Genomic DNA, 23651 nt, shown 5'->3' on the forward strand with positions numbered 1-23651 from the left:
TCGGCATGAGTCGTCGCGGATGGATCCTCTTCCTCGCCATGTCCGTCGTGTGGGGCGTCCCGTACCTGCTGATCAAGGTCGCGGTCCGGGACATCGGCCCGGCCGAGCTGGTCTTCGTCCGCACCGCGATCGGCGCGCTCCTGTTGCTGCCGATCGCCCTGTACCGCAAGGAGCTCCGCGCGTCGCTGCGCCCGTGGCTGCCGCTGCTCGCCTACACCGTCGTCGAGATCGGCGTGCCCTGGCTGCTGCTGTCCCACGCGGAGCAGGAGGTCGACAGCTCGCTGACCGGCCTCATCATCGCCGGCGTCCCGCTCGTCGCCGCCCTGATCGCCCGCGAACGGCTCTCCGCGACCCGGGTCACGGGACTCCTCACCGGACTGGCAGGGGTTGGACTGCTCGTCGGTTTCCACGGGGGTACCGGTGGCGCCATCCCGATCCTCGAGCTCCTCGGCGTGGTGCTGTGCTACGCCACCGGCCCGCTGATCATCGAACGCTGGCTCGCCGACGTGCCCCGCTACGGCGTCTCGGCCGCGTCCCTGGTCGCCGGCGCGCTGCTGTTCGCCCCGGTCGCGGTGCCGAACCTGCCGTCCCTCGCGCGCACCGTCACGCTCGGCCCGGCCCTGGCCGCCCTCGGCCTCGCCGTCATCTGCACCGCGCTGGCGTTCGTGCTGTTCTTCGCCCTCATCGCCGAGGTCGGCGGGGTGCGCGCCACCGTGATCACGTTCGTCAACCCGGCGGTCGCGGTCGTCCTGGGCGCCCTGGTCCTCGGTGAGGAGATCACCCCGCTGACGGTGGGCGCGTTCGCGCTGATCCTGGCCGGCTCGTTCCTGGCCACCCGCCGCCGGTCGGCGGGGAAGGAGGCCACCCCGGACGCCGAGCCCGCACCGGTCTGAGTCGGAATGGGATGTCGGTGTACGCTCCGCGGCTGATCGACTACCGTCCCCTGACGTGCAGTGCGGTGTGCTCGGGCCGGTCGAGGTGCGGGTCGGTGGCGTGCCCGTCGATCTCGGTGGGCCCAGGCAGCAGCTGATCGTGGCGGGTCTGTTGTTCCATGCCGGGCAGGTCGTGACCGTGGCTGACCTGGTGGAGCTTGTCTGGGACGAGGACCCGCCGGCGACTGCCCGCAACCAGATCCAGACCGTGGTGTATCGCCTCCGCAAGCTGCTCGGCCCGGCCGGCTCGTTGCAGACCGATCCGGCCGGTTACCGGATGGTCATCCCGGCCGGTGGTCTCGACCTGAGCCGCTTCCGGACGGCCCTTGCGCAGGCCAGGGCGGCGGACGGGGAGGCGGCCGCCGCGTTCTACCGTGAGGCCCTGGATGAGTGGCGGGGCGTCCCGTTCGCGGGGTTGCCCGGTTCGGTGGTCGGCCGGTGGCGGGACGCCCTCGTGGAGCTGCGTTGGGCGGCGACTGAGGAGTGGGCCGATACGTTGGTGCGGGTTGGTCGGCACCGTGAGGTGGTGGAGGTTGTCGCGCCGCTGGTTGCCGGGGATCCGTTGCGGGAGCGGTTGGTCGGGGCGTTGATGGCGGCGTTGCATCGGGAGGGCCGGCAGGCGGAGGCGTTGCAGCTCTTCCAGCGCACGGTTGTGGCGCTGCGTGAGGAGCTCGGCGTCGATCCGGGCCCGCAGTTGCGGGAGCTGCATCTGGAGGTGCTGCGTGGTGTGGCGCAGGCCCCCGCCGGTCGGGTGAACGTGTTGCCCCGGGCGGTGACGCAGTTGCGTGGCCGGGAGCAGGAGACGGGTCGGCTGCTGCGGGCGGTCCGTGGTGGGCATCGGGTCGTTGTCGTGGACGGGATGGCGGGGGTCGGTAAGTCGGCGTTCGCGGTGTCTGTCGCGGAGGCGTTGCGGGAGGAGTACCCGGGCGCGCAGCTGTTCGTGGATCTGCAGGGGCATAGTGAGGGCGCGCCGGTGGCGCCGGTCGATGCGTTGGGGCTGTTGCTGGCGCAGCTTTGTGAGGTGCCGCAGCGTGTCCCTGATGACCTTGCCGGTCGGCAGGTCCTGTGGCGGCGGGCCCTGACTGGTCATCGGGCGGTCGTGGTGGTGTTGGACAACGTGGCGGGTGCGGAGCAGGTGCGGCCGTTGTTGCCGCCGGTGGATGCGGTGTGTGTGGTGCTGGTGACGAGCCGGACGCGGATCGGTCCGGTCGATGGGGCGTTCCCGTTGAGTCTGGAGCCGTTGCCGGTCGGCGATGCGGTGTCGGTGCTCCGCGACGCGATCGGTGACCGGGTCGACGCGGAGCCGGACGCGGCGGCCGAGGTGGTGGAGTTGTGTGGGCGGCTGCCTCTCGCGGTGCGGTTGATCGCGCATCGGTTGCAGCATCGGCCGCGGTGGAGTGTGTCGGCGATGGCGGAGCGGTTGCGGGCCGCGGATCCGCCGCCGATCGCGGTGTCCGCGGAGGGGCACAGCGTGGCGGCGGCGTTCGACGTGTCGTATCGGCAGTTGAGCGCGCTGGAACAGCGGTGTTTCCGGTTGCTGGGGTTGCATCCGGCGGGTGAGTTCGAGGTGTGGCCGGCCGCTGCTTTGGCTGAGGTGCCGGTGCCGGTGGTGCGGGACCTGCTCGACCGTCTGGTGGAGGTACACCTGCTGCAGGAGGATCAACCCGGGCGCTACCGTCTCCATGATTTGCTGCGGGAGTTCGCCGGGACCCTGGTCACCGCAGCGGAACGGCCGGCGGCGATGGAACGGCTGCTTGACTACTACCTGCATTCCGCGGCTATGGTCAACGTCTATCTGGAGATGCGGCCCGAGACCGCGCCGAGGTTCCCGTCCGACGCCTTCACCCGGCCGTTCGCCGGTGACCGGGACGGACTGGCCTGGATGCGTGCGGCCTGGCCGGCGCTCGTGGCGCTCGCCGACGAGGCGCACCGCATCGGCGCGCACCGGCACCCCGTGCTGCTGCACCGGGTCCTGTGGCGGTTCGCCAACAACGAAGCCCGGTCCGAGATCGCCGAGCGGCTCGGGCAGCAGGCGATCGCCTCCGCCCGCGCGCTCGGCGACGACGAGCTGATCGCGATGGCGTGCAGATGGCACGCGGGCACGATGCTGCGGCTGTGCCGGCCCGCGGAGAGCATCGAGCACCTGCGCGAGGCCGCCGCCCGGTACGCCGCGGCCGGGCTGCGGGCGGGGCTGGCGGCCATCGAGGTCAACCTCGGCGTCGTCTGCCGGGCGGCCGGGCGGCTCAGGGAGGGCATCGAGCACGCGCGCACGGCCATCGCCCTGAGCGAGGAGACCGGCGACCACACGACCCGGTTGACCGCCCTCGCCGAGCTGGGTTCGACGCACATGCTGCTGGGCGAGCTGGCCGAGGCCCGCTTGGCGCTGCGGGAGTCGGTGATCGGTATGCGCCGGCTCGGCGCGACGATGCAGCTGGCGAGCAGCACCGCCGAGTTCGGCCGGGCGCACCTTGCCCAGGGCCACCCGCGCGTGGCGTTCCTGCTGCTGCGGCGGGCGCACCGTGCCTACGCCGACTACGGCAGCGTCGCCGGTTCGGCGGAGATGCTCAGTTCAATGGGACGGGCGCACGCCGTCCTCGGCGACCTCGACGCGGCGTTGCGCTGCCAGCTTGAGGCGATCGAGGAGGTCCGGGATCTGCCGGACCGGTTCTTCGAGGCGACGATCCACAACGACCTGGGTGCCACGCTGACCCTGCTCGACCGCACCGGCGAGGCGATCACCGAATACGAGCGGGCGTTGCTGCTCACGGCGCGGACCGGGCAGCGGTTCGAACAGGCGCGGGCGCACACCGGCATCGCCGACGCGCTGCGCCGCACGGGGCGGGACGACACCGGCCAGCGCGCTGAGGCACACGCCGTGTTCCTGGAGTGCGGGCTGAGTGAGCAGGCCGCCGCGCGCGCGGCGGGCCTGACCCGCGTGGTGAGCGTGCCCTGAGAGTCCGGTCAGGCATCGACCGCGCCCGTCGTCTGAGCTGGAATGGGATGGCGGTGTACGCTCTGCGGCCGATCGACTACCGTCCCCTGACGTGCAGTGCGGTGTGCTCGGGCCGGTGGAGGTGCGGGTCGGTGGAGTGTCCGTCGACCTTGGTGGGCCCAGGCAGCAGCTGATCGTGGCCGGCCTGCTGTTCCATGCCGGGCGGGTCGTCACCGTGGCTGACCTGGTGGAGCTCGTGTGGGACGAGGATCCGCCGGTGACTGCCCGCAACCAGATTCAGACCGTGGTGTATCGCCTGCGCAAGCTGCTCGGTCCGGCTGGCTCGTTGCAGACGGATCCGGCCGGTTACCGGATGGTCGTTCCGGCTGGGGGTCTTGACCTGGCCCGGTTCAGGACGGCCCTGGCGAAGGCCAGGGCGGCGGACGGGGAGGCCGCCGCCGCGTCCTACCGTGAGGCGCTGGATGAGTGGCGGGGCGTTCCGTTTGCCGGGTTGCCCGGCTCGGTCATCGGTCGGTGGCGTGACTCGCTTGTTGAGTTGCGTTGGGCGGCGACTGAGGAGTGGGCCGATACGTTGGTGCGGGTTGGTCGGCACCGTGAGGTGGTGGAGGTCGTCGCGCCGCTGGTTGCCGGGGATCCTCTGCGGGAGCGGTTGGTCGGGGCGTTGATGGCGGCGTTGCATCGGGAGGGTCGGCAGGCGGAGGCGTTGCAGCTCTTCCAGCGCACGGTCGTTGCGTTGCGTGAGGAGCTCGGTGTCGATCCGGGCCCGCAGTTGCGGGAGCTGCATCTGGAGGTGCTGCGCGGCACGGCGCAGGCCCCCGTGGCACGCCGGGCCAGTGCGCTGCCGCGGGTGGCCCGGCTGCGCGGGCGCGACGAGGAGACGGACCGGCTGCTGCGGGCGGTCCGCGGCGGACATCGGGTCGTTGTCGTGGACGGCATGGCCGGGGTCGGCAAGTCGGCGTTCGCGGTGTCGGCCGCGGAAGCGCTCGACGGCGACCACCTCGGCGCGCGGCTGTTCGTGGATCTGCAGGGGCACAGCGAGGGCGCGCCGGTGGCCCCGGTCGACGCGCTCGGCCTGCTGCTGGCGCAGCTCGGTGAGGCGCCGCAGCGGATCCCTGATGACCTGCCGGGCCGGCAGGTGCTGTGGCGGGAGTCCCTGACGCAGCGCAGCACCGTCATCGTGCTGGACAACGTGGCTGGGGCGGAGCAGGTGCGGCCGTTGTTGCCGCCGGTGGATGCGGTGTCTGTGGTGCTGGTGACGAGCCGGACCAGGATCGGCCCGGTCGACGGTGCGTTCCTGCTGAGTCTGGAGCCGTTGCCGGTCGGCGATGCGGTGTCGGTGTTGCGCGACGCGATCGGTGAGCGGGTCGACGCGGAGCCGGAGGCGGCGGCCGAGGTGGTGGAGCTGTGTGGGCGGCTGCCCCTCGCGGTGCGGTTGATCGCCCACCGGTTGCAGCATCGGCCGCGGTGGAGCGTGTCGGCGATGGCGGAGCGGTTGCGGGCCGCGGACCCGCCGCCGATCGCGGTGTCGGCGGAGGGGCACAGTGTCGCGGCGGCGTTCGATGTGTCGTATCGGCAGCTGAGCGCGCTGGAACAGCGGTGTTTCCGGTTGCTGGGGTTGCATCCGGCCGGTGAGTTCGAGGTGTGGCCGGCGGCCGCGCTGGTTGAGACCGCTGCGCCGCAGGCGCGTGAACTGCTCGACCGCCTGGTGGAGGTACACCTCCTGCAGGAAGACCAACCAGGGCACTATCGGTTGCACGATCTGCTGCGGGAGTTCGCCGGGACCCTGGTCACCGTTGCGGAACGCCCGGCGGCGATGGCCCGGCTGCTCGACTACTACCTGCACACCGCCGCCATGGTCAGCGTTCACCTGGAGATGCGGCCCGAGACCTTGCCGAGGTTCCCGTCCGACGCCTTTACCCGGTCGTTTGCCGGTGACCGGGAGGGACTGGTCTGGATGCGTGCGGCCTGGCCGGCGCTCGTGGCGCTCGCCGACGAGGCGCACCGCATCGGCGCGCACCGGCACCCCGTGCTGTTGCACCGGGTCCTGTGGCGGTTCGCCAACAACGAGGGCCGGGCCGAGATCGCCGAGCGGCTCGGCCGGCAGGCGATCACGTCCGCGGTGGCGCTCGGCGACGACGAGCTGATCGGGATGGCGTGCAGGTGGCACGCGGGCACGATGCTGCGCCTGTGCCGCCCGGCGGAGAGTATCGAGCACCTGCGCGAGGCCGCCGCCCGGTACGCCGCGGCCGGGCTGCGGGCGGAGCTGGCGCCCATCGAGATCAACCTCGGCGTCGTCTGCCGGGCGGTCGGGCGGCTCAGGGAGGGCATCGAGCACGCGCGCACGGCCATCGCCCTGAGCGAGGAGACCGGCGAGCACGCGGTCCGGCTGGCCGCCCTCGCCGAGCTGGGATCGACGCAGACCCTGCTGGGCGAGCCGGTCGAGGCCCGCTTGGCGCTGCGGGAGTCGGCGATCGGCACGCACCGGCTCGGGCGGTCGATGCAGCTGGCGAACACCACCGCCGAGTTCGGCCGGGCGCACCTCGCCCATGGCCACCCGCGCCTGGCGTTGCTGCTGCTGCGGCGGGCGCACCGCGTCTACGCCGACTACGGCAGCGTCGCCGGCACCGCGGAGACGCTCAGCTCGATCGGACGGGCGCACGCCGTCCTCGGCGACCTCGACGCGGCGTTGCGCTGCCAGCTTGAGGCGATCGAGGAGGTCCGGGATCTGCCGGACCGGTTCTTCGAGGCGACGATCCACAACGACCTGGGTGCCACGCTGACCCTGCTCGACCGCACCGGCGAGGCGATCACCGAGCACGAGCGGGCGTTGCTGCTCACCGCGCGGACGGGGCAGCGGTTCGAGCAGGCGCGGGCCCAGGCCGGCATCGCCGATGCGCTGTTCCGCGCGGGGCGGGACGGCACCGGTCAGCGGGCTGAGGCACACGCCCTGTTCCTGGAGTGCGGGCTGGGTGAGCAGGCCGCCGCGAACGCGGCGGGCCTGACCCACGTGATGACCGTGCCCTGACGGGCATCAGTCGGCGAGGATGGCGTACAGCTTGCGGCGCGTCTCGGTCAGCACCTCGAGGGCCTGGGTCCGCTGCTCCGCGGTGCCGTTGAAGCCGACCTGGCGCAGGGCGTCCATGATGCCGACGGCGGCGTCGCGGAACTCCTGGGCCTGGGAGACGTTCTCGTCGCCGTACTCCTGCCAGGGGGCGTTCTGCGCGGCGGCCTCCGCCTCGGGGCGGCCGGTGTCGGTGAGGACGAAGCGCTTGCGGCCGCCCGTCTCCTCGGCGGTGATGAGACCCTCGTCCTCCAGCAGCTGCAGCGTCGGGTAGATCGAGCCGGGGCTCGGTCGCCAGATGCCGCCGGTGCGGGACTCGAGCTCCTGGATCATCTCGTAGCCGTGCATGGGGCGCTCGTGCAGCAGCGCGAGGACGGCGAGTCGCACGTTGGGGCGTCCGCCCCGGCCCGTGCCCTTACCGCCCCAGCCGCCGCCCCGGCCCGCGCCGCGGCCGTGCCCGGGTCCCCACGGCCCGCGCCCACCGGGCGGGAAGGGCGGGATGAACCCGCCGAAGCCACGGTGCCAGGCACCTGCGTCGAAGAGCATTGCTCCGTGTCGTGATCGCATGATCGTTCTCCTGTCGTCGAACTGTCGGCGACTGTCGCCGACAGTTCGACGATATATCGGGAGACTATCGGCGACAAGTCGTTGACCGATACATCCCGTTATATCCGTTACAGGACGATAACCGTGCGCAACACCGATCCCGCCTCCATCTCGTGGAAGGCCGCCTCCACGTCGGACAGGGTGCCGGTGGCGCTGACGAAACGGTCCAGTGGCAGCCGGCCCTGCAGGTACAGGTCGATGAGCAGCGGGAAGTCCCGGGAGGGCAGGCAGTCGCCGTACCAGCTGGACTTGAGCGCACCGCCCCGGCCGAACACCTCCAGGAACGGCAGGGTCAGCTGCATGTCGGGGCGCGGCACACCGACCAGGACGACCGTCCCGGCCAGGTCACGGGCGTAGAAGGCCTGCTCGTACACCTGCGGCAGCCCGACGGCCTCGATGACGACGTCGGCGCCGAAGCCCCCGGTCAGCGCCCGCACCGCCTCCACCGGGTCGGTCTCGCGCGAGTTGACGACGTGCGTCGCCCCGAACTCCTGCGCCCAGGCGAGCTTGCGCACGTCGACGTCGACCGCGATGACCTTGCTCGCGCCGGCGAGGACCGACCCGACGATCGCCGCGTCGCCGACCCCGCCGCAGCCGAACACCGCGACCGTGTCGCCGCGGCCCACGTTGCCGGTGTTCAGCGCGGCGCCGATACCCGCCATGACCCCGCAGCCGAGCAGCCCGGCGACGCTCGCCGACGCCCTCGGGTCGACCTTCGTGCACTGCCCGGCGGCGACCAGGGTGTACTTGAGGAACGCGCCGATGCCCAGCGCCGGCGACAGCGGGGTGCCGTCGGCCAGGGTCATCTTCTGCTTGGCGTTGTGCGTGTTGAAGCAGTACCAGGGACGCCCGCGCTGGCAGGCCCGGCACTGCCCGCAGACGGCCCGCCAGTTGAGCACGACGAAGTCGCCCGGCGCGACGTCGGTGACGCCCGGCCCGACGGCCGAGACGATCCCCGCCGCCTCGTGGCCGAGCAGATACGGGAAGTCCTCGCCGATGCCGCCCTCGCGATAGTGCAGGTCGGTGTGGCAGACCCCGCACGCCTGGACCTCCACCACCGCCTCGCCGGGGCCGGGGTCGGGGACGATGACGGTTTCGAGGCTGACAGGCTGGCCCTTGCCCAGCGCGACCACGCCTTGCGTTTCGATAGGCATACCCTCCGTCCTACCAGACGGATCGAGGGATGGTAGTAAGAGCGGCATGACGGACGACCTGCGGCGCATCGCGAAGGAACGCTTCGGCTGGGACCGCCTGCGCGACGAGCAGGTGAAGGCCATGGAGGCCCTGATGGCCGGGCGCGACGCCCTGGCGGTGCTGCCGACCGGCGCCGGCAAGTCCGCCATCTACCAGGTGCCGGCGCCGCTGCTGCCGGGCCCGACGATCGTCATCTCGCCGCTGCTGGCGCTGCAGCAGGATCAGATCGCGTCGCTGACCGCCCGTAACCACGCGTCGCTGCAGGCGGTGCGGCTGTCCTCCGCCGAGGGCCGGGCCGAGCGCGCGGAGGCCTTGGAGGCGCTGCGGGCCGGCGACGCCGAGTTTGTGTTCCTGACCCCGGAGCAGTTCGCCGACCCGGCCCGCGTCGCGCAGATCAAGGCCCTGAAGCCGAGCCTCGTCGCGGTCGACGAGGCGCACTGCGTCTCCGCGTGGGGGCACGACTTCCGCCCCGACTACCTGCAGCTGGGGCAGTTCATCCGCGAGCTGGGCCGGCCGCCGATCGTCGCCCTGACCGCGACCGCGTCACCGCCGGTCCGCGACGACATCGTCGAGCGGCTCGGGATGCGCGACCCTGAGATCGTCGTGACCGGCCTCGACCGGCCCAACCTGTTCCTGGAGTCGGTGCACTGCCCCGACGAGCAGACCCGCTGGCGGCGGCTGCTGGCCCGGCTGAAGGAGTCCACGCCGCCGGGGATCATCTACGCGCCGACCCGCCGGGCGACCGAGGAGCTCGCGGAGCGGCTCGTCGCGGAGGGCATGCCCGCCGTCGCGTACCACGGCGGCATGAGCGCCGGCGACCGCGAGCGCGCCCACGAGGCGTTCCTCGCCGACGAGGTCGAGATCATGGTCGCGACGACCGCGTTCGGCATGGGCATCGACAAGCCCAACATCCGGTGGGTGAACCACATCGCGCTGCCGGACTCGCCCGACTCCTACCTGCAGGAGATCGGCCGGGCCGGCCGGGACGGGCAGCCGGCGCAGGTGCTGCTGCTGCACCGCACCGAGGACACCGGGCTGCGGAAGTTCTTCACCAACGTCTCGGTCGACCGGGAGGAGGTCAGCTCCCTCGCGGCGCTGCTGCGCTCCGTCGCGCCCGACCCGATCACCCGCGACGAGCTGGAGGAGCGCACCGGCCTCGGCGCCCGCAAGCTCGGCCAGCTGCTGAGCCTCCTGGAGGAGGTCGGCGGCGCGCAGCTGCTGCACGGCAGCAAGGTCAAGGCGCCCCGCTGGGCGCCGACCCCGGCGAAGTCCGCCGAGCTGGCCGAGGCGCAGGCCGAGAAGCAGCAGACGGTGTCGCGGTCCCGGCTGGACATGATGCGCAACTTCGCCGAGACGGAGCTGTGCCGCGGTCAGACCCTGCTCGCCTACTTCGGCGAGCACCTCGACGGCACCTGCGGGCACTGCGACAACTGCCTCGACGGCAGCGCGCAGGCCGGCCTCGACGCGGCCGGGGCCGTGCCGTTCCCGATCCACAGCGAGGTCCGCCACGGCGAGTGGGGCAAGGGCATCGTGCTGTCCTACGCGGGCGAGCAGATGACGGTCCTGTTCGACAACGTCGGCTACAAGACGCTGTCAGTGCCGGTCGTCGAGGAGCACCGGCTGCTGCGGCGGCTCTGACGCGCGGGCCGCCGCCTCCTCGCTCAGCCCGCACCACCGGAACAGGGCCCGCGCCGCGGCCCGTTCGCCGGTGTCGTCCCGCCCGGCCCGGCGCAACGCGTCAGCGCGACCGGCGTGCGCCCGGGCCTGCTCGTAGCGCTGCCCGGTCTGCGCGGCGAGCAGCAGCACCCGCTCATACACGGCGATCGCCTCGTCGGTGCGGCCGAGCAGGGTGAGCGTGGCGCCGAGGTCGTTGCGGACGAGCGGCTCGAAGTGCGGGTCGGGCAGGTGCCGGACCTGCTCGCACGCGTCGAGCTGGCAGCGCAGCGCCTCGTCGAGGTCGCCGAGCGCGGCGTGCGCCCGGCCGATCGAGCCGAGCGTCTCCGCGGCGCCCGCGGGGTTGTTGGCCTCGGTGTTGATCCGCAGGGCCCGGCGCAGCAGCAGCAACGCCAGGCGCGGGTGTCCGAGCGCGAGATGGACCCGGCCGAACTCGGACGCGGCCCAGGCCTCGGCGCTCGCCGTCGCGCTCTGCTGGTGCATGCCGATCACGGCCTCCCGCAACGCCACCCGGGCCTGCTCGGGCCGCCCCAGCCGCAGCAGCGCCGAGCCCCTGTCGGCGATGCCCCGCAGCAGGCTGCTGACGTCGCCGGCCTCGCGGCACAGGCGGTGGCCGGTGCGGTGGTGCGCCAGGCTCTCCTCGAGGCGGCCGGTGACCCGGCAGACCACGCCGAGGTTGACCTCGACGGCGCCCAGCTGGCCGGGCATCCCGGCGGCGGCGTAGTAGGTCGCGGCCTCCCGCAGGTATTCGATGCTGTCGGCCGGGCGGCACAGCCGCAGCATCGTGCCGGCGTGCCACTTGTACGCCTGCGCGATCAGCCCGTCGTCGCCGAGGACGCGGGCGGAGGCGATCGCCTGCCGGCCGAGCCGGTCGGTGACCTCGGACCGGCTCTCGATGTTGGCGAACCGCCACAGGATCCGGTGCAGCATCACCGCGTGCCAGTGCGCGCCGCCGCCGTGTGCCTCGTCGGCGAGGGCGACGAGCGCCGGCCACGCCGACCGCATCCAGGCCAGGTTCTCCTGTGCGCCGGCGAACGGCCGGGTGAACGCGTCCGGCGGGAGGCTCGGCGCGTCCTGCGGCCGCAGTTCCATGTGGCTGTTCACGACGGCCGCCGTGCGCAGGTAGTAGTCGAGCAGCCGGGCCATCGCCGCCGGGCGTTCCGCAACGGTGACCAGGGTCCCGGCGAACTCCCGCAGCAGATCGTGCAACCGATAGTGCCCTGGTTGGTCTTCCTGCAGGAGGTGTACCTCCACCAGGCGGTCGAGCAGTTCACGCGCCTGCGGCGCAGCGGTCTCAACCAGCGCGGCCGCCGGCCACACCTCGAACTCACCGGCCGGATGCAACCCCAACAACCGGAAACACCGCTGTTCCAACTCGCTCAACTGCCGATACGACACGTCGAACGCCGCCGCCACACTGTGCCCCTCCGCGGACACCGCGATCGGCGGCGGGTCCGCGGCCCGCAACCGTTCCGCCATCGCCGACACGCTCCACTTCGGCCGGTGCTGCAACCGGTGCGCGATGAGCCGCACCGCGAGGGGCAGCCGTCCGCACAGCTCCACCACCTCGGCCGCCGCGTCCGGCTCCGCGTCGACCCGGTCACCGATCGCGTCGCGGAGCACCGACACCGCAGCGCCGACCGGCAGCGGCTCCAGGCTCAGCAGGAACGCACCGTCGACCGGACCGATCCGCGTCCGGCTCGTCACCAGCACCACACACACCGCATTCGCCGGCGGCAACAACGGCCGCACCTGCTCCGCACCCGCCACGTTGTCCAGCACCACCACGGCCCGCCGGCCGGTCAGGGCCCGCCGCCACAGCACCTGCCGGCCCGGCAGGTCGTCGGGGATGCGCTGCGGCGCCTCGTTGAGCTGGGCGAGCAGCAGCCCGAGGGCATCGACGGGGGCGACGGGGGCGCCCTCGCTGTGCCCCTGCAGGTCGACGAACAGTTGCGCGCCCGGATAGTCCTCCCGCAGCGCCTCCGCCGCGGACACCGCGAACGCGGACTTGCCGACCCCGGCCATGCCGTCCACGACGATCACCCGGTGCGCCCCGCGGGCAGCCCACAGCAGCCGGTGCGTCTCCTCGACCCGGCCGCGCAGCGGGGCCACCCGCGGCAGTGCGCTCGCCGTGGCCGTCTCGGGCGCAGCGGTGACCTGGCCCGTGCCGCGCAGCACCTCCAGGTGCAGGTCCCGCAGGTGCGGGCCGGGGTCGACGCCGAGCTCCTCGCGCAGGGCCACGACCGTGCGGTGGTACAGCTGCAGCGACTCGGCCTGCCGGCCCTCCCGGTGCAGCGCCGCCATCAGCGCCCCGGCCAGCCGCTCGCGCATCGGGTGGCCGGCGACCAGCGGCGCCAGCCGCTCCACCACCTCCCGGTGCCGCCGCAGGTCGAGCATGATCTCCGCCCACTCCTCGGTCGCCGCCCAGCGCTGCTCGACGAGGGAGTCGCGCCACCGCGCGACCGTGGCGCCGAGCAGCCCGGCGAACGGGGTGTCGCGCCACTCGTCGAGCGCGGCCCGGTAGAGGGTGGCGGCGGTCTCGTGGTCCGTCGCGGCGCGCGCCCGCTGCAGTGTGACCTGGAAGCGGGTCAGGTCGAGCCGGTCCTCGGCCAGCGTGAGCCGGTAGCCCGCCGGGTCCGTGCGAAGGGCGGCGCCGGCGATGCCGAGGAGCCGGCGGAGGCGGTACACCGCGTTCTGCAGCTGGTTGCGCGCGGTCGCCGGCGGGTCTTCGTCCCACACCAGCTGGACCAGGTCGGGCACCGTGACCACGCGGCCCGCGTGGAACAGCAGCCCCGCCACGATCAGCTGCTGCCGGGGACCGCCGAGGTCGACGGGCGCGCCGTCGATGATGACCTCGACCTGCCCCAGCACGTAGCACTCCACGCGGTGGGACGCTAGCGCGTCGTGTGCGCGGCGTACACAGGAATCCCGCTCAGCGGCGGGCTTTGTCGTCGGCGGCGTTCCTCGCCGTCAGCGGCGGGTCGCGTCCTCGTTGCGGTGGCCCAGTGCCGCCCACACCTCGCTCACCGTTTCGAACAGCTCGTCCTCGGGCAGCCGCTCGAGCTCGGCGAGGACGTCGTCCGGTGCGTTGAGGTCCGTCGCGCCGGCCACCAGGTCGTCGCGGTCGCCCGGCAGGCTGGCAAGCGGGATGAACCGGCCGAGCCGGCTCCGGGCTTCGACCTCGTCATGGGTGAGTTCAGGCTCCATGTCACCGGCGATACCCGGGCATACCCCCACCAAACGAACGACACCCGATTGGGGTGGGACGAGGTTGGGTACTCGCATCGACATCCGCCCGATCCGTCGCGCTCCCACCCCCGGGGTCTGCGGCCGGGCGCTTCACAGGAGGTGAACACACGTGGCACGCATCGGGCAGCTGTTCGGCAAGCGGGACGCCGCAGTGGTGGACCGCGACCACGACGGTGTCGACGACCGGGACGAGGACCGCACCGTCGACCAGCGCGTCGACCGTGACCGCGACGGTGTTGTCGACCGCACCTTGGACAACCGGGTCGACCGGGACGGCGACGGTGTCGACGACCGGGTCGAGTCGAAGCGGCTCAGCACGTCGGACCGCACCCACCGGATCCCCGCCGTCGGCCCCCTGTCCGGGGTCCCCGACCGCGACACCGACCGGGACGGCATCGCGGACAGCCGCGAGACCCACACGACGACCATGAAGCCGGTCATCGACCGCGAGCCCGCCTCGGACGTGGACGCCGTTCCCGTCGTCGAGCCGGGCCGCCCGGCCCGCGCGAGCCTGCTGTCCACGCTCGGCCTCGTCGTCGGCGTGGTCGCCGTCGCGACCGCCCTCACCGGCCTGCTCGCCACCTGGGCGTTCCCGCTCGGCGCGATCGGCCTGCTGCTGTCCTTCGGCGGGATCATCGCCGGCGCCCGCCGGCACGTCGCCGGCCGCGGCACCGGCACCCTGGGGGTGCTGTTCAGCGGCACCGCCGTCGTCTTCGCGATCCTCGCCCTCACCGGGCAGGTCAGCTGGCTCGACAGCGACGTCGACCAGGTCGCCCGCCTCAACGAGTGGCTCGACGCCCAGTTCCCGTGGATGCGGGACTGGTAGTCGCTTTCTCTGGCGCCGGCCGGGCTCGTCCCGGTCGGCGCCGGCGTGTCGTCCTCAGGTGCCAGCGTGTCGTCCTCAGGTATTGGCCGGTGTGGGAATGCCGTGCAGGATGCCGTTGCCGGCGTTGAGCACCGCGGTCAGGTCCTCGGCGGGCAGCGGGCGGGAGAAGTGGTATCCCTGCGCCTGCGGGCAGTCCAGCTCCCGCAGCCGCTCCGCCTGCTCCGGGGTCTCGACCGCCTCCGCGATCGACGACAGGCGCAGGCTGTTGCCGAGCTCGACGATCGCGCGGGTGAAGGCCATCTCCTCGGCCATCCCGCCCTCCGGGGTGAACGCCCGGTCGATCTTCAGGATGTCGACCGGCAGGTGCCGCAGGTACGCCAGCGACGAGTACCCGGTGCCGAAGTCGTCGACGGCGACCCGTACCCCCTCCTCGCGCAACGCCGACAGCAGGACCGTCACGTCGTCGCTCTCCGTCGACGAGGACACCAGGACCGTCTCGGTGATCTCCAGGATCAGCGCGCTGCCCGGCAGGTCCGCGTCCCGCAGCGCCGACAGGACCGTCTGCGCGAAGTCCGGCTCCCGCAGCTGGCGGCCGGAGACGTTGACGGTCACGGAGATGCCGAACCGGTCATGCCACGGTCGGACGTCGCGGCACGCCTGCCGCAACACCCATGCACCGATCGGGACGATCAGGCCGTACTGCTCGGCGATGGGGATGAAGTCCAGCGGCGGCACCGGCCGGCCGTCGGGACTCCAGCGCAGCAACGCCTCGACGGCCGTGACCCGGCCCGAGGTCAGGTCCACCACCGGCTGGTAGTTGACCGTGAACTCGTTGTTCGCGACGGCCCGGCGCAGGTCCGACGCCAGGCGCATGTGCTCGTGCCGTTCGCTGGCCAGGCGGGGCTCGTAGGCGGCGAGCCGGTTCTTGCCGGCCGCCTTCGCCGCGTACAGGGCCAGGTCCGCGTTGCGCAGCGCCTCCGCCGGCGTGTCCGGGGCGTGCACCACCAGGGTGCCGACGCTGGTCGTGACGCTCAGCTCCCGCCCGCCGATCTCGTACGGCTGGGCGAGGGCGTCGACGACCGCCTGCCCGACCGCGTTGACCCGCAGCACCGGCACGTCCTCCAGCAGGATGGCGAACTCGTCCCCGCCGAGGCGCACCAGCGTGTCGGCGGTGTCGACCTCGCCGAGCAGCCGGGCGGCGACCTCCATCAGCAACGCGTCGCCGACCGGATGCCCGAACGAGTCGTTGACGTCCTTGAACCCGTCCAGGTCCAGCAGCAGCAGGCCGTGCGCGGCGTTCGTGCGGGTCAGCGCGTGCTCGAGGCGCTCCTGCAGCAGCGCGCGGTTGCCCAGGCCGGTCAGCGCGTCGTGCAGCGCCCGGTGCGTCAGCTGTTGCCGCAGCGCCTCCTGCTCCCGCAGCGACGCACCGAGGGCGAGCGCGTGCGCGTCGAGCTCCTCGACGCGCCGGTTCGCGAACTGGACGAGCTGGCTCAACCGGGCGATGAGCAGCACCGACGTGACGATCGACGTGGCCAGGGGCACGACGGCCCACGACCGCGACGGCAGCGGGGCGGCGGCCAGCAGCATCGTGATCGCGATGACCGGCCCGATCAGCGACAGCACCGAGTACAGGTAGATGCGGTGCCGCGGGATCACCTGCTGCGCCCGTTCGAGCCGGCCGGCGGCCTCGCCCATCGACGGGTGCAGCGCGCCGGTGCCGAGCAACGCGTACGCGCACAGGTACAGCGCCGCGGACACCCGGTCGCCCTTCGCGTCACCGGTCCAGGCGAGGGCGACGTAGTAGACGATGTCGCCGGCGATGAGCGTCGCGGCGGCCACGCAGACGAGCCGGTGCGCGGTGTTGCGCACGCTGCTGGTGAACGCCATCCGGGTGGTGACCACGACCAGGAGCAGGTCGATCACCGCGTACGTCAGGTGGCTGGCGCGGTGCGGCCCGTCGAACCGGGCGCTGAACAGCACCGGATGCACGATGAACGTCCAGCTCAGCGCCGCCACGCCGGACGCGACGATGCCGGAGTCGATGAGCCGCTCCCAGCGCGGCCGGCCGGGGTCCCGGCGCACCCAGCTGACCAGCCCGCCGCCGAAGAACGGGTACGCCGCCAGGAACAGGGCGTCCTTCACCGAGGGGAAACCCACGTCACCGGTCAGCGCGTAGTCGACCGCCCACGCGCCGGCACCCAGCACGGAACAGGCGAGACCGGCGCCGAACAGCCACCACGTCCGGCGGTGCGCGGGCCGGTGACGGCGCATCCCGACGGCCACCGCGACCACCGTCGACGCGCCGACCAGGGTGTACAGGAGCTGGCGTGGTATGACCGGAAGGAACGCGCCGAGGATCACCGCGCCGAGTCCCAGTCCCGCATACCAACGCCATGCGGTCATCGGTCTCCTTGTCGCTGATTCGGCTGACCTGCCTATCGGCAGCGGGACCGCGGAGCTGAGCAGGGCGAAGATGGACGGGGTTCGACTGCCGAGCGAGGGGTAGGAAGCGCCGATGAAGGTCGCACTGCTGGGGCCGATCGCCTGGCGGACCCCGCCTCGCGCGTACGGGCCGTGGGAACAGATCGTGTCCCTGCTCGCCGAGGGGCTCGTCGCGCAAGGTGTCGACGTCACCCTCTTCGCCAGCCTCGACTCGGTCACCGCCGCCCGTCTCGACGGGGTCGTCGCGCGACCGTACAACGAGGACACCTCCTACGACGGGAGGATCTGGGAAGCGCTGCACGTGGCACACTGTTTCGACCGCAGCGGCGAGTTCGACCTGGTGCACAACAACCTGGACTGGCTGCCCCTCGCGATGAGCGGGTTCTGCGCGGCGCCGCTCGTGACCACCGTGCACGGCTTCTGCTCGCCGGCAATCCTCCCCGCCTATCAGCGGGCCCGCTCCGCGTTCGTGTCCATCTCCGACGCCGACCGCGGCCCCGGCCTCGACTACGCCGCCACCATCTACCACGGCATCGACGTCAGGCAGTTCCCCTTCCAGGCCGCGCCGGGCGACGCGCTCGTCGCCTTCGGCCGGATCCACCCCGACAAGGGCACCGCGGACGCGATCCGGATCGCCCGCGCCGCCGGCCGGCGGCTGCTGATCGGCGGCCCGGTGCACGACGAGCGGTACCACGCCGAGGAGGTCGTGCCCCAGATCGACGGCGAGCAGATCGTGTACCTCGGCAACATCGGTCCCGCCGAGCGCGCCGACGTCCTGGGCGCCGCCGCCGCGCTGCTGCACCCGATCGGGTTCGCGGAGCCGTTCGGGCTGTCCGTCGTCGAGGCGATGACCTGCGGCACGCCCGTCGTGGCGTATCCGCTCGGCTCGATGCCGGAGGTCGTCGACGAGGGCGTCACCGGCTACCTCGCCGGCTCCGTCGCCGAGGCCGTCGAGGTCCTCGACGACGCGCTCAAGCTCGACCGGCACCAGGTCCGCGGCCACGCGGTCAGCCGTTTCTCCGCCGACCGCATGGTCGCCGACTACCTGCGGCTCTACACCCGCCTGCTGAGCTGAAATCCGGCGGTGCACCTCGGAATTCCCTCAAGGCCCACGCCCCGCGGCCGAACCTTCACAGTGTGCGGCGCCCGCGGCATACGACGCGGTAACGCGGGACGGCTCGGCTCCGGCAGCGACGTGGCAGGCTGCCGGAGCCGACGCCATCTGCGCGCATCGTGATCGAAGGCTGGCGTTGCGTCACCGTTCCCTCTAGGCTCTCGGGCGGAGGGAAGGCTGTGACTAGCGTCGATACCACTGCGGGTCTCGTCCCGGCACCCGGGCCCGGCTTCGGCGCCCGGCTCGCCGCCGTCGAGGACCTCGTCGCCACCTGGGACCTGCACGGCGCCCAGGCGGCCGCCCGGGCCCTGCTCGACGAGCCCGACCTGCCGCCCGGCGCCCGGCTCACCGCCCGCCGGCTGCTCGCCGAGGCACTGCGCGAGCTCGGCGACCTCGACGCCGCCTACGACCTCGCCGAGGCCGTCGCCGCCCAGGCCGAGCAGGTGTACGGGCCCTCGGACGTGTCGACGGTGCACGCCTGGGCCGTCCTCGCCGCCGTCCGCCACGACTACGACGAGTGGGACGCGGCCGAGGCGCTCTACCATCGCGTCCTGGACAGCGGCGTCGACGAGTCGGATCCCGAGGCGGCCCGCGTCATCGGGCTCACCCGGGTCAACCTGGCGCTGCTGCAACGCGACCGCGGCCAGCGCGCCCTCGCGCTGGCCATGCTCAACGCCGCGTACGTGGTGCACCGCCGCGAGTACGGCGCCGACGACCTCGACACCATCCGGATCGCCGCGGAGCTCGCCGCCCTGCACCACGCCGACGGCAACGTGCCCGCGTCGCGGCGGCTGTTCACGCTCGCGCACGCGGCGGCGAGGTCCCGGCTGGGAAACCGGCACCCGTTGACGAGGGCCGTCGAGTGGGAGCTGGCGGCAGTCGAGCCGGCGATGCCCGCGTCGCTGCTGCCGCCGGTCGTGCCGGCCGGCACCGGTGCGTCCGATGCCCCGGCGGTCGCGGAGCCGCTCGATGCCCCGGCGGTCATGGTGCCGCTCGATGCTCCGGCGGTCGCGGAGCCGGTCGACTCGTCGAAGCCGGTGGGCGGGCTGGATGCGCCCTTCGAGTCCGCCGACGGCGGCTCCCGGGCCGCGGTCGACCTGGACCTGGACTCCGAGCTGGACCTGGACTCCGACCTGGACCTGGACTCCGACCTGGACCTGGACTCCGACCTGGACCTGGACTCCGACCTGAACCTGGATTCCGAGCCGGACCTGGGCCCCGAGCTGGATGCCGACCTGGACCTGGATGACGACGGGCTGTCCTGGGGGCCGGTCGAGGCTCCTCCTGGGGTCGTAGGTGCCGCTGCCGTGACGCAAGTGGCTTCCAGCCCGGCCGTCGTGGGTCATCCCGAGGTCGGACGGGCTCCGGTCGTGGGGGAGCGGCGGGTCGTCGTGCCGCTCAAGGCGGTGGCCGGGCTGGCGGTCGGGGCGCTGGCCATCGCGGCGGTGTCGATCCTGTGGCAGTCCGGGGACGCTTCGGACCGGTCCGCTGGGCCGTCCGCCGGCGCCGTGAGCTCCGCCGACCCTGCCGGCGCCGCTGGGGCTCCGGGCACCGTCGGGGCTCCAGGCGTCGCTGGAGCTTCCGGCCCAGCTGGGGCTCCGGGCGCAGCTGGTGCTTCCGGCGCCGCTGGGGCCTCGGGGGCCGGCGGGGCCGCCGGGCAGGGTGGTGGCGGTGCGGGTGGTGAGCCGGTGCGGGTGCGGGATCTGCGGCTGCGTGACGACGGGACCGCCCTCGCGGTCACCTGGACGGGGCTGCAGAGCAAGGCCGTCGTGGCACTTTCACGGGCCGGCGGGCCGGCGGTCGTGCTGGCCGAGGTGCCGCCGGGGACGACGACGTATGTGGTGAAGGACGTCGATCCGGCCGCGGCGTATTGCGTGGTCGTCGGCCCTGTCGACGCCACCGTCGCACTCACCCCGGGCGCGTCGGTGTGCACCGGGGAGCGGTGAGCACGAGGGTGGGAACGAGTGGTCGGCATGAAGCGTGTCGCAAGGTTCGCCGGGTATAGTCCGGCCGATGCGGCTCACTGACCGGACGCTCAACCGGCTGCCCCGCCCCGTGGCAAACCTGATGCGGGATCACCGGGAGACGGTCAAGTTCGTGATCGTCGGCGGCTTCTGCTACGCCGTCACGCTGCTGGTGAACTATGGGCTCCGGTTGACCGTGCTGGCGGACAAACCGGTCACCGCGCTCACGATCGCGAACGTGGTCGCGTCGGTCGTGTCGTACTTTCTCAACCGCGAATGGTCGTTCCGGACCAGGGGTGGGCGGCGCCGCCATCACGAGCTCGTGCTCTTCCTGATCATCAACGGCATCGGCATCGCGGTCAACGCGGCGCCGTTGTTCATCGTGCGCTATGTCTTCGGATTGCAGGAGCCGGCGGTCAGCGCCCTGGTCGAGGAGATCTCCGACTTCGGCTTCGGCATGGTGCTGGGCACCGGGCTCGCGATGCTGTTCCGGTTGTGGGCATACCGCATGTGGGTCTTCCCCCACGACGACGTGCGACCGGCCCCGCAGCGCTGGGACCACACCGTGCCGTCCCAGGCGGGCGCCGCCCCGACGGTCAACGCCACCGAGTAGCCGGAGCCGTCAGAACGCGATGTGGTCGGGATCCGGCTCCGCGGGCGCGCCGAGCAGCTGGTCGACGCCCGCGATGCGCAGCTGCCGGAGCACGAACGGGCTGGCCCGGTGGATCACCAGGCGGACGCCCTCGGCGCCGGCCTCCCGCTGGGCACCGACGAGCGCACCGACCGCGGCCGAGTCCAGGAAGGTGACGAGCCCCAGGTCGACCCGCAGCACGCTCGGCCGGCGCTGGGTGGCGGCGGCGACGAGATCCTGACGGAGCGTGGTCGCGGTGCCGTGGTCGATCTCGCCCCGGACGGAGACCTCCGTTGATCCGTCCATCATGACGTTGACCGTTACCGACATCGACATGGCGCTCCCAGCGTGCTCATCCGCCCCAGCATAGGAGCACCCGCGGCCGCTCGCAGCGCGCATCCCGTCCCGTTCACCCGGTGCGCGGTGGCGCCCCGCCCAGAATGTGGTCGGGGCAGTGCAGTCGTAGCTCCCGGTAGCCGAACGGGGCGTCGACGAACCAGCAGTGGTGCGGCGCCTCGGTGCCCGGGTGCCGGTACCCGTCGAAGAAGCGGCACGACAGGCACATCCGGCTCACCGGAATCCGGCCCTCCCGCTGCAGCTGGGTGATCCTGGTGGTGACCATCCGCAGCAGCCGCGCCCGGGTGGGCTCGTCCAGGTCCTCGACCTTGCCCAGCACGGCCTCCGCCCAGTTGGACGGCGCCGGGGTCAGGGCGAGACCACGCTCGGTCGCGGCGATCCGCATGTCGTGCGCCGCGTAGGACGGCGCCGGCCGCATCTCGACCAGCCCGTCGGCGATCAGCGGCGACACGATCGCCATGGTCGCGGCGATCGACGACCCGAGCTCTGCGGCGAGGTCGGACAGCCGGAACTCACGGTCCCGCCGGCCGAGCAGCAGCAGCACCTGCCGGTGCGGCGGCGGCAGCGGGTCGGCCGGGGGAGCATCCGTGGGCGCCATGACGGCGACCCGCACCAGGCCGGCGACGAGCTTCTGCGCCTGTGCCTCAAGGGTCACGGCAGCCTCCTCCGAGCATCCGCTGCTAGCACCCTAGACCGCGACGTCGATCAACAGGGAGCACCGTGCGCCGCAATTCGCCCCGGCCCGTCAATCACCCGGTCCCGCCGCACCCCGGAGCGACGTTCTCCGTCCGCGAGGCGGCACGCGCTGGTCGTACAATATGAAAAAATGCGAAATGTCCAACTTTTGCGTGTAGACTACGCACGATTTCAGCGGGTGCAACGGGGGTTCGGAATGGGTGCAGGACGGTTGGTCGCGACGGCCACCATGCTGGTGGCGGCGATCGCGACCGTGGAGACAACGACAGCGGTGGTGGCGACAGCGGCCCCCGCCAAGCCTACGAAGCTCGTGCTCACGGTCGCCAAGGGCGAGAGCACGAAGCCGGTGCAGCGGCGGGCGTCGCTGACGTGCCGGCCCGCCGGCGGCTCGCACAAGATGGCCCGCGACGCGTGCTCGGCGCTCGCGAAGGTCGGCGGCGACTTCGCCCGGCTGCAGCAGGGGGCCGGCGTCGCGTGCACGATGCAGTACGACCCGGTCACCGTCACGGCCGTCGGCCGGTGGAAGGGCAAGCGGGTCGACTACAAGAAGACCTACGGCAACGCGTGCTCGCTGTCCACGACGACGGGACCCGTGTTCAGCCTTTGAACACGCCCAGCGTCTTGAACTGGTGGTTGGGGAAGATGGCCGCCGAGTCCTGGACGTTGAAGCGCTTCTTGAGCATCTCGGCGAGGATGTCGCGGTAGTCGTTGGCTCCCGCGACATCACCCTGGTCGAGCGCGCCGGGGGACAGGCCGGGCCAGTTGCCGTGGACCTTGCCGCCGTTGAGACCGCCGCCGAGCAGCAGCATCGCGTTGCCGTGGCCGTGGTCGACGCCGACGTTGCCGTTCTCCTGGACGCGCCGGCCGAACTCGCTCATCGTGATGATGGTCGTGTTGTCCAGCAGCGGGCCGAGGTCGGTGGCGAAGGCGCCGATCGCCTCGGACAGGTTCGTCAGCGAGTTGCGCATGTCGCCGCCGTCGACCCGGCCGAGGTTGGTGTGCATGTCCCAGCCGCCGACGTCCAGCGCCGCGACCCGCAGGCCGACGCCGCCCTTCATGAGCTGCGCGATGTCCCGGAGCCGGTCGGCGATGCCGCCGCCGGGGTACTGGACGCCCTCGGCGGGGCGGTACTGCGAGTTCGCGATCTTCTGCGCGGTGTTGATCGCCTGGATGGTGCCGGCGGCGGTGCCCGCGAGCGGGTGGTCGAGGCCCGTGTAGAGCGTCTGCAGCGCCGCCATCGTCTGGCTGCGCATCGCGTCGTTGTCGATGCGGAAGTCGCGGATGCCGTTGAGCACGATCGCCTGCTCGCCGCCGACGAGGGAACGCGGCAGCGCCGAGCCCTGCGCGACGGCGCGGAACGTCGTCCCGGGGCCCATCTGGGCGAGGACCCGGTCGAGCCAGCCGGTGCGCACCGCGACGGAGGCCGCGCCCCGTTCGAGGGCGTCCTGCGCCTGGAAGTGGCTGCGGCTGGCGTCGGGGGACGCGACCGCGTGCACCGCGGCCATCTTGCCGGCCTGCCAGAAGGGGTAGAGGGCGGCCATCGCCGGGTTGAGCCCGAAGCCGCGGCCGGCGGGCAGCAGCGCCGCCATCGGGATCGCGATGTTGGGCCGCATCTGGCGGTAGTTGGGGTCGTCGCCCGGCGCGACCACGGACAGCCCGTCCATGCCGCCGCGCAGGAAGATGACGATCAGCGTGCCCTTGTTGTCCTCGGGCGCGGCGAACGCGACGCGGCTGGTCACCAGCTGCGCGCCGAGCGCGGCCACGCCGACGAAGCCGGCGCCCTGCACCAGGCGGCGGCGGGTGAAGCCCTTGCTCCACTTGTCGCGCTCGGCGTCCAGCTCGTCGGCGACCTGCGAAGCGTGCACGCGGATGGCGGCCTCGCACAGGTTGGGCCCGTGCCGGCGCAGCTCTTCCAACGAAGCCGGTCGGCGTTCACCTTCAGGGAGTGTCAT

At 72.6% G+C, this 23651-nt stretch carries 17 protein-coding genes; 9 read left to right on the forward strand and 8 right to left on the reverse strand.

What is annotated here, in order from left to right:
* Nucleotides 1-5: 5 nt before the first annotated feature.
* The 3 genes from Dsi01nite_RS53945 to Dsi01nite_RS53955 all read left to right on the forward strand — a co-directional run bounded on the left by Dsi01nite_RS53945 (nucleotide 6) and on the right by Dsi01nite_RS53955 (nucleotide 6910).
* The gene (locus Dsi01nite_RS53945; RefSeq protein WP_203854316.1) at nucleotides 6-893 is read left to right on the forward strand and encodes a DMT family transporter; all 888 of its coding nucleotides are present in this window, start codon (nucleotides 6-8) and stop codon (nucleotides 891-893) included.
* Nucleotides 894-948: 55 nt separating this feature from the next.
* Entirely contained in the window at nucleotides 949-3885 is a 2937-nt protein-coding gene (locus Dsi01nite_RS53950) for an AfsR/SARP family transcriptional regulator (protein WP_203854317.1), read from the forward strand.
* 91 nt (nucleotides 3886-3976) lie between these two features.
* Nucleotides 3977-6910, forward strand: coding sequence for an AfsR/SARP family transcriptional regulator (locus Dsi01nite_RS53955; protein ID WP_203854318.1), 2934 nt, complete (start codon nucleotides 3977-3979; stop codon nucleotides 6908-6910).
* A 6-nt stretch (nucleotides 6911-6916) separates the two neighbouring features.
* On the opposite strand, the gene Dsi01nite_RS53960 is transcribed toward Dsi01nite_RS53955, so the two are convergent.
* Nucleotides 6917-7492, reverse strand: a complete 576-nt coding sequence (locus Dsi01nite_RS53960) for a PadR family transcriptional regulator (protein WP_203854319.1) — start codon at nucleotides 7490-7492, stop codon at nucleotides 6917-6919.
* A 128-nt stretch (nucleotides 7493-7620) separates the two neighbouring features.
* Nucleotides 7621-8706, reverse strand: a complete 1086-nt coding sequence (locus Dsi01nite_RS53965) for an S-(hydroxymethyl)mycothiol dehydrogenase (RefSeq protein WP_203854320.1) — start codon at nucleotides 8704-8706, stop codon at nucleotides 7621-7623.
* Between the two features lie 46 nt (nucleotides 8707-8752).
* On the opposite strand from Dsi01nite_RS53965, the gene Dsi01nite_RS53970 reads away from it, so the two are divergent.
* Nucleotides 8753-10384, forward strand: a complete 1632-nt coding sequence (locus tag Dsi01nite_RS53970) for a RecQ family ATP-dependent DNA helicase (RefSeq protein WP_203854321.1) — start codon at nucleotides 8753-8755, stop codon at nucleotides 10382-10384.
* On the opposite strand, the gene Dsi01nite_RS53975 is transcribed toward Dsi01nite_RS53970, so the two are convergent.
* Complete coding sequence (locus tag Dsi01nite_RS53975) at nucleotides 10340-13303, reverse strand: AfsR/SARP family transcriptional regulator (protein ID WP_203854322.1); 2964 nt, start codon at nucleotides 13301-13303, stop codon at nucleotides 10340-10342. The genes Dsi01nite_RS53970 and Dsi01nite_RS53975 overlap by 45 nt on opposite strands.
* A gap of 87 nt (nucleotides 13304-13390) precedes the next feature.
* Entirely contained in the window at nucleotides 13391-13711 is a 321-nt protein-coding gene (locus tag Dsi01nite_RS53980; protein WP_203854323.1) for a DUF2795 domain-containing protein, read from the reverse strand.
* A gap of 67 nt (nucleotides 13712-13778) precedes the next feature.
* Between Dsi01nite_RS53980 and Dsi01nite_RS53985 the strand changes: the two genes are divergently transcribed.
* Complete coding sequence (locus tag Dsi01nite_RS53985; protein ID WP_203854324.1) at nucleotides 13779-14495, forward strand: hypothetical protein; 717 nt, start codon at nucleotides 13779-13781, stop codon at nucleotides 14493-14495.
* A 75-nt stretch (nucleotides 14496-14570) separates the two neighbouring features.
* Here the strand turns inward: Dsi01nite_RS53985 and Dsi01nite_RS53990 are convergent, their stop codons facing one another.
* Entirely contained in the window at nucleotides 14571-16898 is a 2328-nt protein-coding gene (locus Dsi01nite_RS53990; protein ID WP_203854325.1) for an EAL domain-containing protein, read from the reverse strand.
* 112 nt (nucleotides 16899-17010) lie between these two features.
* Between Dsi01nite_RS53990 and Dsi01nite_RS53995 the strand changes: the two genes are divergently transcribed.
* The 3 genes from Dsi01nite_RS53995 (at nucleotide 17011) to Dsi01nite_RS54005 (ending at nucleotide 20628) form a co-directional block, all read left to right on the forward strand.
* The gene (locus tag Dsi01nite_RS53995) at nucleotides 17011-18012 is read left to right on the forward strand and encodes a glycosyltransferase family 4 protein (protein ID WP_203854326.1); all 1002 of its coding nucleotides are present in this window, start codon (nucleotides 17011-17013) and stop codon (nucleotides 18010-18012) included.
* A gap of 218 nt (nucleotides 18013-18230) precedes the next feature.
* Nucleotides 18231-19997, forward strand: a complete 1767-nt coding sequence (locus tag Dsi01nite_RS54000; protein WP_203854327.1) for a tetratricopeptide repeat-containing protein — start codon at nucleotides 18231-18233, stop codon at nucleotides 19995-19997.
* 67 nt (nucleotides 19998-20064) lie between these two features.
* Complete coding sequence (locus Dsi01nite_RS54005; protein WP_203854328.1) at nucleotides 20065-20628, forward strand: GtrA family protein; 564 nt, start codon at nucleotides 20065-20067, stop codon at nucleotides 20626-20628.
* 9 nt (nucleotides 20629-20637) lie between these two features.
* On the opposite strand, the gene Dsi01nite_RS54010 is transcribed toward Dsi01nite_RS54005, so the two are convergent.
* Complete coding sequence (locus Dsi01nite_RS54010; RefSeq protein WP_308442156.1) at nucleotides 20638-21045, reverse strand: STAS domain-containing protein; 408 nt, start codon at nucleotides 21043-21045, stop codon at nucleotides 20638-20640.
* Nucleotides 21046-21055: 10 nt separating this feature from the next.
* Nucleotides 21056-21658: a winged helix DNA-binding protein gene (locus Dsi01nite_RS54015; RefSeq protein WP_203854330.1), complete on the reverse strand. Its 603-nt coding sequence runs from the start codon at nucleotides 21656-21658 to the stop codon at nucleotides 21056-21058.
* Nucleotides 21659-21910: 252 nt separating this feature from the next.
* Between Dsi01nite_RS54015 and Dsi01nite_RS54020 the strand changes: the two genes are divergently transcribed.
* On the forward strand, nucleotides 21911-22306 hold the full coding sequence (locus Dsi01nite_RS54020; protein WP_203854331.1) for a subtilase-type protease inhibitor: 396 nt from the start codon (nucleotides 21911-21913) through the stop codon (nucleotides 22304-22306).
* Here Dsi01nite_RS54020 and Dsi01nite_RS54025 read toward each other — a convergent pair.
* The gene (locus Dsi01nite_RS54025; protein ID WP_203854332.1) at nucleotides 22296-23651 is read right to left on the reverse strand and encodes a DUF1501 domain-containing protein; all 1356 of its coding nucleotides are present in this window, start codon (nucleotides 23649-23651) and stop codon (nucleotides 22296-22298) included. The two genes, Dsi01nite_RS54020 and Dsi01nite_RS54025, sit on opposite strands and share 11 nt — an antisense overlap.

Origin of the sequence: Dactylosporangium siamense (genome assembly GCF_016862795.1) — a bacterium.
In the GTDB taxonomy this organism is placed as follows: Bacteria; Actinomycetota; Actinomycetes; order Mycobacteriales; family Micromonosporaceae; genus Dactylosporangium; species Dactylosporangium siamense.

Bases quoted from the DNA above. Each gene is read 5' to 3' on its own strand.
- Dsi01nite_RS53945 (WP_203854316.1), top strand. From the start codon at position 6: ATGAGTCGTCGCGGATGGATCCTCTTCCTCGCCATGTCCGTCGTGTGG.
- Dsi01nite_RS53960 (WP_203854319.1), bottom strand. From the start codon at position 7,492: ATGCTCTTCGACGCAGGTGCCTGGCACCGTGGCTTCGGCGGGTTCATC.
- Dsi01nite_RS53965 (WP_203854320.1), bottom strand. From the start codon at position 8,706: ATGCCTATCGAAACGCAAGGCGTGGTCGCGCTGGGCAAGGGCCAGCCT.
- Dsi01nite_RS53970 (WP_203854321.1), top strand. From the start codon at position 8,753: ATGACGGACGACCTGCGGCGCATCGCGAAGGAACGCTTCGGCTGGGAC.
- Dsi01nite_RS53980 (WP_203854323.1), bottom strand. From the start codon at position 13,711: ATGTCGATGCGAGTACCCAACCTCGTCCCACCCCAATCGGGTGTCGTT.
- Dsi01nite_RS53990 (WP_203854325.1), bottom strand. From the start codon at position 16,898: ATGACCGCATGGCGTTGGTATGCGGGACTGGGACTCGGCGCGGTGATC.
- Dsi01nite_RS53995 (WP_203854326.1), top strand. From the start codon at position 17,011: ATGAAGGTCGCACTGCTGGGGCCGATCGCCTGGCGGACCCCGCCTCGC.
- Dsi01nite_RS54005 (WP_203854328.1), top strand. From the start codon at position 20,065: ATGCGGCTCACTGACCGGACGCTCAACCGGCTGCCCCGCCCCGTGGCA.
- Dsi01nite_RS54010 (WP_308442156.1), bottom strand. From the start codon at position 21,045: ATGCGCGCTGCGAGCGGCCGCGGGTGCTCCTATGCTGGGGCGGATGAG.
- Dsi01nite_RS54025 (WP_203854332.1), bottom strand. From the start codon at position 23,651: ATGACACTCCCTGAAGGTGAACGCCGACCGGCTTCGTTGGAAGAGCTG.